This is a genomic window from Mesorhizobium sp. M4A.F.Ca.ET.022.05.2.1, assembly GCF_003998845.1.
Lineage (GTDB): Bacteria > Pseudomonadota > Alphaproteobacteria > Rhizobiales > Rhizobiaceae > Mesorhizobium.
Genome location: NZ_RZOJ01000829.1, coordinates 1 through 491, shown reverse-complemented (window position 1 = coordinate 491; position 491 = coordinate 1). Strand labels below are relative to the sequence as shown.

Here is a 491-nt window from a genome sequence, read left to right as displayed (position 1 = left end):
GCATGGTTGGGGCCACATTCGTAGGCTCTTTTGTAGGCGCGCTCCGCGGCATCGAGGTCGCCGAGGCATCCCATGAGATCGCCGAAGCAGTTGCAGGCGCTGCTGTCGAAGGGATCGAGCCGGATCGCATTTTCGACCGCCGCGCGCCATTTCTCGATCGATGCCCGCGGATCGCGGCCAAAGCAGTTGCCGGCTTCGATCGAATAGGCGTAGGCGAGCTCGGTCCAGGCCCTGACCAGCGTCGGGTCGAGCTCCAGCGCGCGTGAAAACAGCCGGATCGCTTCCGCGTTGCCGGCGCGGCTGAAGGTGTTGTGCTGCTCGACGCCAAGCAGATAGAGATCATAGGCGCGCAGGCTGGCCGGCGGCTTGCGGCGAACCGCGTTGCGCCCGATCGTGGCGATCGTCCCGAAACAGCCGGCGAGCACATTGATGACGCTTTCGGTCAGGCTGTCCTGCAGCGCGAAGATGTCCTCGACCGGACGGTCGTAGCG

At 65.2% G+C, this 491-nt stretch carries 1 pseudogene; it reads right to left on the bottom strand.

The features are described from left to right. Positions 1–491: pseudogene (locus EN745_RS35665) on the bottom strand (adenylate cyclase); the annotation flags it as partial.